11 protein-coding genes are annotated in these 8,740 nt (G+C 72.8%); 7 read left to right on the forward strand and 4 right to left on the reverse strand.

Going from position 1 to position 8,740, the window contains the following annotated elements; genetic code table 11:
- Together HUW36_RS19090 and HUW36_RS19095 are read right to left on the reverse strand one after the other, a co-directional pair.
- A partial coding sequence (locus tag HUW36_RS19090) for a questin oxidase family protein (protein ID WP_174529421.1) occupies positions 1–832 on the reverse strand: 832 nt, incomplete at its 3' end.
- A gap of 41 nt (positions 833–873) precedes the next feature.
- Positions 874–1,413: a phosphoribosyltransferase family protein gene (locus HUW36_RS19095; RefSeq protein WP_425487245.1), complete on the reverse strand. Its 540-nt coding sequence runs from the start codon at positions 1,411–1,413 to the stop codon at positions 874–876.
- Between the two features lie 185 nt (positions 1,414–1,598).
- Between HUW36_RS19095 and HUW36_RS19100 the strand changes: the two genes are divergently transcribed.
- The 4 genes from HUW36_RS19100 (at position 1,599) to HUW36_RS19115 (ending at position 5,847) form a co-directional block, all read left to right on the forward strand.
- Positions 1,599–2,225: a septal ring lytic transglycosylase RlpA family protein gene (locus HUW36_RS19100; protein ID WP_174529423.1), complete on the forward strand. Its 627-nt coding sequence runs from the start codon at positions 1,599–1,601 to the stop codon at positions 2,223–2,225.
- A gap of 68 nt (positions 2,226–2,293) precedes the next feature.
- Positions 2,294–3,421: a PP2C family protein-serine/threonine phosphatase gene (locus HUW36_RS19105; RefSeq protein ID WP_174529424.1), complete on the forward strand. Its 1,128-nt coding sequence runs from the start codon at positions 2,294–2,296 to the stop codon at positions 3,419–3,421.
- A gap of 116 nt (positions 3,422–3,537) precedes the next feature.
- Positions 3,538–5,394, forward strand: coding sequence for an acyl-CoA dehydrogenase (locus tag HUW36_RS19110; RefSeq protein ID WP_174529425.1), 1,857 nt, complete (start codon positions 3,538–3,540; stop codon positions 5,392–5,394).
- A 183-nt stretch (positions 5,395–5,577) separates the two neighbouring features.
- Positions 5,578–5,847, forward strand: a complete 270-nt coding sequence (locus HUW36_RS19115) for a DUF6458 family protein (RefSeq protein ID WP_013283345.1) — start codon at positions 5,578–5,580, stop codon at positions 5,845–5,847.
- A 190-nt stretch (positions 5,848–6,037) separates the two neighbouring features.
- Here the strand turns inward: HUW36_RS19115 and HUW36_RS19120 are convergent, their stop codons facing one another.
- A complete protein-coding gene (locus tag HUW36_RS19120; RefSeq protein ID WP_174529426.1) occupies positions 6,038–6,568 on the reverse strand; it encodes a SixA phosphatase family protein in 531 nt (176 codons plus the stop codon).
- A 116-nt stretch (positions 6,569–6,684) separates the two neighbouring features.
- On the opposite strand from HUW36_RS19120, the gene HUW36_RS19125 reads away from it, so the two are divergent.
- Positions 6,685–6,975: a DUF6458 family protein gene (locus HUW36_RS19125; protein ID WP_091565981.1), complete on the forward strand. Its 291-nt coding sequence runs from the start codon at positions 6,685–6,687 to the stop codon at positions 6,973–6,975.
- Between the two features lie 83 nt (positions 6,976–7,058).
- On the opposite strand, the gene trhA is transcribed toward HUW36_RS19125, so the two are convergent.
- Positions 7,059–7,736, reverse strand: a complete 678-nt coding sequence (gene trhA / locus HUW36_RS19130; RefSeq protein WP_174529427.1) for a PAQR family membrane homeostasis protein TrhA — start codon at positions 7,734–7,736, stop codon at positions 7,059–7,061.
- Positions 7,737–7,811: 75 nt separating this feature from the next.
- On the opposite strand from trhA, the gene HUW36_RS19135 reads away from it, so the two are divergent.
- Together HUW36_RS19135 and HUW36_RS19140 are read left to right on the forward strand one after the other, a co-directional pair.
- A complete protein-coding gene (locus HUW36_RS19135) occupies positions 7,812–8,426 on the forward strand; it encodes a 5-oxoprolinase subunit B family protein (RefSeq protein WP_174529428.1) in 615 nt (204 codons plus the stop codon).
- Positions 8,423–8,740, forward strand: a 318-nt coding sequence (locus HUW36_RS19140) for a 5-oxoprolinase subunit C family protein (protein ID WP_484502597.1), incomplete at its 3' end; no start/stop codon positions are given. The genes HUW36_RS19135 and HUW36_RS19140, both read left to right, overlap by 4 nt.

The following is an 8,740-nucleotide window of genomic DNA, read 5'->3' on the forward strand; positions in this document are numbered from 1 at the left end:
ACACCGAGGTCACGGCCGCCGTCGCGGACCAGGCCGCGGCGACGCTCGGCGCCCGCAGCGCCGGGTCCAGGACCGGCAGGGTACGCAGCACCGCGGTGGGCGCGGTGACCGCGTGCACCAGCATCACCGGTGCGCCGTGCCCGAACCGCAGGTAGTCCAGCGCGGCCCGGTGTACCACCTCGACGAGCGTGCCGGCGGCTCCGTCCGGGCCGGCCGGCGGCCGCAGCCCGGTCACCGCGCCGGACCAGCCGGGTACGTCGGTCAGTCGCCCCAGCCGTTCCCGGATCCCGCCCGTCTGGTCGGCGATCCGGGGCACGGCGGCCAGGGCCGAGGCGGCGTCGGACCGGCCGGTGAGCGGCCCGGCCCCGGGCACCGGCTGCCACCGGGCCGCCCAGTAGCCGAGCGCCTGTCCCAGTTCGGCCCGGCGCTCCGGCGTCTCCCCGTCGGTACGCAGTACCCGCACGGCGTGCCCGACCCGGATCACGCCGTGGGTGGCCCCGGCGGCGATCCCGGGCAGCAGCCGGGGCCACCACTCGCCGAGCACCTCGACCCAGGGCCGTTCCCGCAGCTCGCGGTCGAAGTGGAGGAGCCAGTCACCGGCCCGCTTCGGGTCGCCGAGCGCGGCCCGCCAGTCGTCGATCGGCCGCAGGCCGCGCGGAAGCTCGTCCAGCCGGCGCAGGTAGTCGTCGAGCCAGCGGTGCACGCGTGCGCCCTGCCCGTGCCGGACCAGCGCCTCGGCCGCCATCGGCCCGTGGTTGGAGAGCCAGCCCTCGAACTCTGGGCCGGTGCGGTGCAGTCGCTGGTACGCCTCGTCCAGAATGCCGTCGTCCATCGGGCGATCGTCCGGGTTGAACCTCGCTTGAGGTCAACCCCTCAGGGCAGCCGGTCCCCGTCGAGCAGCGCGCGCAGCCGCAACCGCTCGGCAACCTCGGGCGGGCACGTCGCCACCAGCGCGGCGGTGCCGACGAGCACGGCCCCGAGGTCCCGGACCACCCGGTGCAGCGCGTCCAGTTGCGCCCCGGTGTCGACCCAGTCGTCGACCAGCAGCACCCGGTCGCCCGGTCCCAGCCGCCTGTCGTCCACGCCGACGCGGAGCCGCCGGCCGCGGTGGTCCGGTGGCGTCTCGGCCCACCGCATCGCCCCGACCCGACGCCGCTCCCCACCGTCCTTGTACGCGGGCACGAACCCGGCGCCGGCGGCGACCGCGACCAGCGGGCCGAGCAGCAGCCCGGTCACCTCGGGGGCGACCACCACGGTCGGCCGCGCGTCCGGGAAGAGGCCGGCCAGCGCCGGGCCGACCTCGGCGAGCACGTCCGGGTCGTGCCACCAGCCGGAGAGGTCACTGACGAGGTGGGTGCTGTCCGGCCCGGGGTTGATCCACCGGAACAGCTCGACCAGGCGACGGCTCAGCACGGCTCCATCCTGCGGCATGGAGGCCAGCCAGCACACCTTCCACCGTTCGGCCGAGTACGGATAGCTTGATCGGCTACACGTACCCGGGTAAATGCGGGCATAGCACCATGATCACGTTGACTTCGGAAGTGCTTCTCTCGTTACGGTCCGGGCCGGTTTGTTCAGCTGACGAAAGGACCGGGCCGGTGGCTGGTAGGCACCTTCGTACCCGCACGTTCTCCTCGCCCGCCGGCATCGCCGCCACCGCGGCGGTCGGCGTGGTGCTCGCGGTCGGCGGCACCGTCGGCGCCGTGCAGCTCACCTCGGCCGAGCCCCCGGCCGAGCCGGTCGCGGTCGAGGTCGTGCCCAGCACGCCCGCACCCACCTCGGCCAGCCCGTCGCCGAGCGCGTCGGCCTCGCCGAGCCTCAGCCCGTCGCCGAAGGCCACCCCGAGCCCGACGTCGAGCCGTACGCAGGCGGCGTCCCGGAGCAAGACCCGGACCGCGCCGAAGCCCACGGCGACGAAGAAGACCACCGCCCCCAAGGTGGTGGACAGCGGATCCTGCGGCGCCTCGTTCTACGACGAGGGGCAGATGACCGCCAACGGTGAGACCTTCGACCCGAACGCGTTGACCGCGGCGCACAAGACGCTGCCGTTCGACACGAAGGTCCGGGTCACCAACCCGGCCAACGGCAAGTCGGTGGTGGTCCGGATCAACGACCGTGGCCCCTACATCGACGGTCGGTGCATCGACCTGTCCCGCGCCGCCTTCGCGGCCATCGCCTCGACCGACCTCGGCGAGGTGGACGTCCGCTACGAGGTGCTCGGCTGACCGACCTGTCAGGCAGAACTTCCGCGCCGGACGGGCCAGGTTCATTCTCCGGTTCACGTCCATCAGGCATGCTGTCCGATGTACGCACGCAACCCTTCCAGTCGGGCCGCAGCCCGCTGAGCCCCGGATCCCGCGCCGGCCTCGGCGCGGCCCTCGCGCTGCTCGCGATCGTCTCGGTCGCCGAACTGGCCGACGGCCGACAGGCGCACTATCTCGCGCTGACGGCCGCCGCGCCGGTGATCGCCGGAGCGTTGACGTCCTGGCGGGTGGTGCTCGCCGTGGGCGGGCTGGCCACCGCCGCCGGGGTCGCCCTCGCCGTGGTCGAACGCGGCGCCTCGCTGGTGACCGCGGTCAGCGTGGTCACCGTCGCGGTGGTCACCGTGATCGCGGCCGCGACGGCCGCGGTCCGGCAGCGCCAGGCGGAACGGATCGACGAGTTGTCCCGGCTCGCCTCGGTCGCCCAGCAGGCGGTGCTGCGCCCGCTCGGACCGCAGGTCGGCACGCTGGCGGTGGCGGCGCGCTACATCTCCTCCACCGCGACGGCCGAGATCGGCGGCGACCTGTACGAGGTGATGGACACCCCGTACGGCGTCCGCATGATCATCGGGGACGTGCGCGGCAAGGGACTGGACGCCGTGCGCCTCGCCAGCATCGTGCTCGGCTCCTACCGGCACGTGGCGTACGAGCGGGCCGACCTGCGCGCGGTGGTGGCCGACCTGGACCGGGCGGTGGCCCGCAACGTCGGCGACGAGGACTTCGTCACCGCCGCGCTGGTCGAGGAGCGTGGCGGCACCCTCACCATTGTCAACTGCGGGCACCCGCCACCGCTGCTGCTGCGCCGGGGCGCGGTGATCCCGCTGGAGCCGCCGGCGCCCGCGCCGCCGCTGGGCTTCATGCCGGTGGTCCGGCCCCGGGTGGAGCGGCTGGAGCCGGGCGACCGGCTGCTGCTGTTCACCGACGGGCTGGGTGAGGCGCGGCGGGACGGGGAGTTCTTCCCCACCGCCGACCGGGCCTGGCGGCTGCTCGGCCACGGCACGGTCGGCGACGGGCTCGCCTCGCTGGAGACCGCCCTGGTCGAGTGGGTGCACGGCCGGCTCGACGACGACATCGCGCTGGTCCTGATGGAGTACGCGGGCCCGCGCAGCGCCACCGCCGCCCCGGTGCCGAGCTGGGAGGTCGGCGCGGCCGACGGGTGAACCGGAAGTGTGTAATCGCTGTCACTTCCGAGATCGGCTTGTCGATGGCTACCGGCGAGTAATACAGTCTGGAGTTACTGATCGGTAACACCTGTCCGGAAGCGGGGCCAGCGAGCATGACCCACTACAAGAGCAACCTTCGGGACCTCGAGTTCAACCTGTTCGAGGTGTTCGGGGCGGACCGGACGTTCGGCCAGGCGCCGTACACGGACCTGGACGTCGACACCGCCCGCAGTTTCCTCTCGGAGGTCGACCGCCTGGCCCGCGAGGACCTGGCCGCCAGCTACGCGGACAGCGACCGCAACCCGCCGGTCTTCGACCCGGCGACGCACACCGCGCCGCTCCCGGAGTCGTTCAAGAAGTCGTACCAGGCGTTCATGGACTCGGAGTTCTGGCGCCTCGACCTGCCCGAGGCGCTGGGCGGCACGAACGCCCCGCGCGCCCTCTGGTGGTCCCTGGCCGAGCTGGTGCTCGGCGCCAACGCCCCGGTCTGGATGTACGCCTCCGGCCCGTCCTTCGCGCACGTGCTGCACGTCGAGGGCACCGACCAGCAGAAGACGTGGGCCCGGCTCTTCATCGAGAAGCAGTGGGGCTCGACCATGGTGCTGACCGAGCCGGACGCCGGCTCGGACGTGGGCGCCGGCCGCACCCGGGCGATCCCGCAGCCGGACGGCTCCTGGCACATCGAGGGCGTCAAGCGCTTCATCACCTCCGGTGAGCACGACCTGAGCGACAACATCGTCCACTACGTGCTGGCCCGCCCGGTCGGTGTCGAGGGCGTCGGCGGCCCGGGCACCAAGGGCCTGTCCCTGTTCGTCGTGCCGAAGTACCACTTCGACGAGGAGACCGGCGAGCTGGGCGAGCGCAACGGCGTCTTCGCCACCAACGTCGAGCACAAGATGGGTCTGAAGGTCTCGAACACCTGCGAGGTGACCTTCGGCGAGCACGGCGTACCGGCCAAGGGCTGGCTGCTGGGCGAGAAGCACGACGGCATCCGGCAGATGTTCATGATCATCGAGTACGCCCGGATGATGGTCGGCACCAAGGCGATCGCCACGCTCTCGACCGGCTACCTGAACGCCCTGGAGTACGCGAAGAACCGGGTGCAGGGCGCCGACCTGATCCAGCAGGCCGACAAGACCGCTCCCCGGGTCACCATCACCCACCACCCGGACGTGCGCCGCTCGCTGCTGATGCAGAAGTCGTACGCCGAGGGCCTGCGCGCGCTGGTCTGCTACACCGCCAGCTGGCAGGACAAGGTCGCGCTCGCCGAGGCGGCCGGTGACGAGAAGGCCACCAAGCTGGCCAAGCGGGTCAACGACCTGCTCCTGCCGCTGGTCAAGGGCGTCGGCTCGGAGCGGGCGTACGAGCTGCTCGGCCACGAGTCGCTGCAGACGTTCGGTGGCTCCGGCTTCCTCCAGGACTACCCGCTGGAGCAGTACGTCCGGGACGCCAAGATCGACACCCTGTACGAGGGCACCACCGCGATCCAGAGCCTCGACCTGATCTTCCGGAAGATCGTCCGGGACAACGGCAAGGCCCTGATGGCGGTCGCCGGCGAGATCCAGGAGCACATCACCTCCGAGGCCGGCAACGGCCAGCTCAAGGAGGAGCGGCAGGCGCTGGGCAAGGCGCTCGCCGAGATCCAGAACATCCTCGGCGTGATGACCGGTTGGCTGGGCGAGGCGCAGGGCGGCGACACCCGCGCGCTCTATAAGGTCGGCCTGAGCAGCCGTCGGTTCCTGCTGGCGATCGGCGACCTGGTGGTCGGCTGGCTGCTGCAGAAGCAGGCGGACGTCGCGCTGAAGGCGCTCGCCGGCGAGGTCTCCGCCTCGGACAAGGCGTTCTACACCGGCAAGGTGGCCGCCGCCCGGTTCTTCGCCCGCGAGGTGCTGCCGCGCATCGGCGCCGACCGGCGGATCATCGAGGGCGTCGACCTGGAGATCATGGACCTCCCGGAGGAGGCGTTCTGACCCCTTCCGGGGCGGACATCCCCTGAAAGCGTCATTCTCCCCTCACCGACGGCCGGCGGGCGACAGCCCGCCGGCCGTCGGCGTTGCCGGACCCGGGTGGATAGGCGGCCGGTGGGCGGGTAACCGTCGCGGACCACGACCGGAGCACGCCCAAGGGCCATCGCACGGGGGAGTGCAGCGCACATGGGCATTGGTAGCGCCATCTTTCTCATCGCGCTCGGCGCGATCATGACCTTCGCCATCCGGGCCAACGTCTGGTGGATCGACCTGCGCGCGGTCGGCTGGGTCTTCATCCTGGCCGGGCTGGGCGTCCTGCTGACCACGCTGTGGTTCTGGCAGGACCGCCGCAAGCGCGCCCGTACCCTCATCGTGGAGGAGAACCGCCTTTCCCACCCGACCGCGATGATGCCGCCGCCGCCCGACCCGCCGCCGCCGACGGCCCCGCCGTCCTGACGGCTTGGGGCGAGGGAGGCTCGCTACTGTCGGTAGCCAGCTCGCGAGGCGATGTCCGAACGATCGATATACCGCTGGGTCATTTCCATGACCCAGCGGTATATCGCTAGGAGTGACGTGTCGCTGTGCGAGCCGGCGCCGCCGGACCGCAGGGCATCGGCTCGCCGGGTGCGCCGGGCGGGCCTTCGGGTCAGCCGCGAGCGGTGTGGCGGGCGGTGAGGGGGGCGCGACTCAGGTCGGCCCAGGGGGTGGTCGGGCGGTGCACCACCAGGTCGGTGGTGCGCAGGCCGTCCGGATCCGCCCGTTCCGGGTCGAGCAGCGCCGAGAGCAGCGAGATGCCGGGGTTGTGCGCGACCAGCAGCACCGTGTCCGCCGCCGGGTCGACCGCCCGGACCAGGTCCAGCAGCTCGTCCGGGTGCGCCTCGTACGCCGTCGGCTCGTAGCGCACCACGGGCGTCGACCCCGCCGGCCCGCCCTCGGGTGGGGAACCCGTCATGCCCATCGCCACGCCGTGCCAGGTCTGCCGGGTGCGCCGGGCCGGGGAGCAGAGCACCACGTCGGGGAGCAGTTCGTGCCGGGCCAGCCACGCGCCGGCGGCGGCCGCGTCGGCGTGACCGCGGGCGGTGAGGGGGCGCTCCGCGTCCGGGGCGTCCCGCTCCTGCTCGGCCTTGGCGTGCCGCAGCAGCACCAGCGTCCGCTGCCCGTACCTGCCGTCCGTCATGCGCCCAGCTTGCCTGATTGGCGATCAGAGCGCCTGGGTATGTCGATGTGTGCCGCTACCTCATCCATGGCCGCGGCGGGCAGGAAACGCCAGCAGGACGCCAAGGAGGCGACGTCATGGGCATCGGTGCCAGCATCTTCCTCATCGCGCTCGGCGCGATCTTCGCGTTCGCCATCGACGCCAACCTGGGATGGCTGAACCTCAACGTGGTGGGCTGGGTGCTCATGCTCGCCGGCCTGGCCGGGCTGCTGACCACGCTCTACTTCTGGAACAGCCGCCGTCGGGTGGTGGCCGCGCCGGTGCGCGAGCAGGTCGTCGCGGAGCCGGTCGTGCCGGTGCAGGGCGACCGGGTCGTGCGCGAGGAGTACCGCGAGGTGCGCCGCCCGGGCTCGGGCTACCCGGCCTGATCCCCCCGGACCCGAGGGGCCCCGCAACGGCGCGGGGCCCCTCGCGCGTGTCCGGGGGTCAGCCGTCGCCTCGGCGGTACGGCTCAGGCGAACAGCGCGAAGTAGATGGCGATGTGGTGACAGATGGCCGCGACCAGCGTGCAGGCGTGGAAGAACTCGTGGTGGCCGAAGACGGTGGGCCAGGGGTTCGGCCGACGCAGCGCGTAGAACACCGCACCCACGCTGTAGATCGCGCCGCCCACGCACAGCAGCACCAGCGCGGTCACGCCGCCGCCGTGCAGGATCTGCGGCAGCATGGTCACGGCCACCCAACCCAGCGCCAGGTAGAGCGGGGCGGAGACCCAGCGCGGCGCGTGTGGCCAGATCAGCTTGACCGCGACACCGGCCAGCGCGCCACCCCAGACCAGGGCCAGCATGATCGTGGCGTGCCGGGTGTCCAGCAGCAGGGCGCAGAACGGGGTGTAGGTGCCGGCGATGAACACGAAGATCATCGAATGGTCCATCCGGCGCATGATCTGGTAGCCGCGCTCGGACCAGACGCGCCTGTGGTAGAGCGCGCTGGTGCCGAAGAGCCCGCAGACGGTGAAGCTGTAGATCAGGCAGCTGACCAGCGGCGCCCACCCGGGACGGGTGGCCGCGATCGAGCAGAGCACGATGCCGCAGACGAGCGCGGCGAAGAACGCGTAGGCATGCAGCCAGCCGCGCATCCGCGGCTTGCCGATGTCGGCCGGCCGGAGCCGGAGCGGTGCGGAGGTGGTCACCTCATCAGGTTACGACACCGTAGGTTACTTGCAAGTAGTGTGGACCGTCACGTCGGCTGACGCGAGGATGTCCGAATGCGGATCCGGCCCGTCGGGGCGTACGCCCTGCTGCTCGACTGCGACGACGCCGACCAGGTCGAGGCCTGGCGGGCCGAGCTGTGGCGTCGTCGCGACGCCGGCGAGCTGACCGCCCAGGAGATCGTCCCGGCGGCGGTCACCGTCCTGCTCGACGGCGTGCCGGACCCGACGGCGACGGCCGCGCGGATCGCCGGCTGGCAACCGCGGACCACCGCCGCCGGCGCCGACTCCGCCGAGGTCCGGGTGCCCACCGTGTACGACGGGGCGGACCTGCCCACCGTCGCCGGCCACTGGGGCGTCGACGTGCCGGCCGTGGTGGCGCGGCTGCGGCGTACCGAGTTCCGGGTCGCGTTCTGCGGTTTCGCGCCGGGGTTCGCCTACCTCACCGGGCTGCCGCCCGAACTGGCCGTGCCCCGGCTCGCCACCCCGCGTACCCGGGTGCCGGCCGGCTCCGTCGCGCTCGCCGGCTGGTACGCGGGGATCTACCCCACCGCGTCGCCCGGCGGCTGGCTGCTGGTCGGGCGCACCGACCTGCCCCTGTTCGACGTGCACGCCGACCCGCCGGCCCGGCTCACCCCCGGCACCCGGGTCCGGCTGGTCGAGGCCCGATGATCGAGGTGCTGCGGGCCGGCCCGCTCACCACCGTGCAGGACCAGGGCCGCCCCGGCTGGGCCCACCTCGGCGTACCCCGGTCCGGCGCGCTCGACCCGGGCGCGCTGCGCCTGGCCAACCGGCTCGCCGGCAACCCGGAGGACGCCGCCGGCCTGGAGATCACGCTGACCGGGTGCGTGCTGCGCGTCACCCGGGCGGTCACCGTCGCGCTCACCGGGGCTCCCACCGACGTACGGATCGAGCACCGCGGCCGGCGGCGGCCCGCCGACGTGGGTCGGCCGCTGGCACTGCCCGCCGGGGCGGTGCTGCACGTC

The sequence above is a fragment of the Micromonospora maritima genome (genome assembly GCF_902825405.1).
Classification (GTDB): Bacteria; Actinomycetota; Actinomycetes; order Mycobacteriales; family Micromonosporaceae; genus Micromonospora; species Micromonospora maritima.